This is a genomic window from Leisingera sp. F5 (assembly GCF_001593695.1).
Map to the genome: position 1 here is coordinate 1 of NZ_LUKH01000932.1, position 1,455 is coordinate 1,455.

2 protein-coding genes are annotated in these 1,455 nt (G+C 63.4%); both read left to right on the forward strand.

Annotation, left to right across the window (positions count from 1 at the left end):
- A partial coding sequence (locus A2I95_RS37555; protein WP_291737536.1) for an ABC transporter ATP-binding protein occupies positions 1-959 on the forward strand: 959 nt, incomplete at its 5' end.
- The gene (locus A2I95_RS37560; RefSeq protein WP_027258028.1) at positions 956-1,393 is read left to right on the forward strand and encodes a cytochrome c; all 438 of its coding nucleotides are present in this window, start codon (positions 956-958) and stop codon (positions 1,391-1,393) included. The genes A2I95_RS37555 and A2I95_RS37560, both read left to right, overlap by 4 nt.
- The last annotated feature ends 62 nt before the right edge of the window (positions 1,394-1,455 follow it).

Sequence of the window (1,455 nt, forward strand, 5' to 3'; positions counted from 1 at the left end):
TGCCGATCCTCTATCTGACCCTAGAGCTGCCCAAGCAGATCGTGAACCGCGTGTTTGAAAATGGCAGCAGCCCGGTTGTGGTGTTTGGAGCCGAGCTTTCGCAAGTTTCGCTGCTGTTTCTGCTTTGCGGCGCCTATCTGGCGGCCATCACGCTCAACGGTCTCAACAAATACTGGCTGAACATCCGCAAGGGCCTGGTTGCCGAAAGCTTCGTGCGCCGGCTGCGGCTGGCCATCTACCGCCAGTGGAGGCAGGATCAGCCCGCGGAGCGCCAACCGGCCATCATGCCGGTTCTTGGCCCCGAGGTTGAACCTGTCGGCGGCTTTGCCTCCGAACTGCTGGCCGTCCCGCTGCTGCAGGGCGGAACACTGGCTACGATCCTTCTGTTCATGTTTGTGCAGGATCCCATCCTCGCCGCGGCTGCGCTCACGGTGCTTCCCCTTCAGCTGATCATCGTGCCGCGGCTGCAGCGGCGGGTGAATGCGGTGTCCCGCAAACGGATCCGCGAGATGCGCCTTCTCGGCGGGCACTTGGACCGGCAATTACGGGCGTCCGGGCAAGGCGCGCTGCCGGTTGCGCGCAGTTTCCGGCAACTACAAGAACTGCGCCTGCAGATTCACCGGCTGAAATTCCTGGCCAAGGCGATCAACAACTTCCTGACCGCCCTGACACCCTTCCTGTTCTATTCTCTGGGCGGATATTTCGTGCTGCAGGAGCGGGTCTCGCTGGGCGCGCTTGTGGCGATGCTGTCCGCCCACAAGGAGTTTTCCTCACCGCTGAAGGATCTGTTCCGTTTCTATCAGCAAAGCGAGGATGTGCGGATTCGCTATCAGGAGATCCGCGCTTTCGCGTCCGGCTCCCGCGGGGCGCCCGGACCGGCGGCGGCAGCCCGGAACCAGTACGGCCCTAGCCCGGCTCACGGCAATTCATTCACCTATGAAAGAAAGAGACCCTCATGAATAAGAACCTTGCCATCCTGGCTGCCGCAGCCGTGGCGGCGGCGGTTTATTTCGTCTACAGCAGCGCCGGGAGAAACGATGCAACCGCCCAGCGCACCATTCTGGAACCCGGCGCCCCGCTCGCCGAGGTTCAGCTGCCGCCGGACCTGAGTGAAGCCGCAAAGATCGGCAAACGCGCTTTTGACGCGGTCTGCGCCGACTGCCATGGGGACAATGCCGCAGGCCGCCACGGCATGGCGCCGCCGCTGGTTCACAAGATCTACGAACCGTCGCACCATGGCGACGCCGCCTTCTTGCTCGCCGCCCGCAACGGCGTGCGCGCGCACCACTGGGATTTCGGAAGCATGCCCGCCCAGCAGGGGCTGACCGATGGTGACGTCAAAGGCATCACCCAGTACGTGCGGGAGCTGCAGCGTGCCAACGGCATAAATTAACCCGCCGGGTGGCCGGGCCAGAGGCAGTATGGCTTTGGAATCAAGGTGCGGCCTCCCCGGCC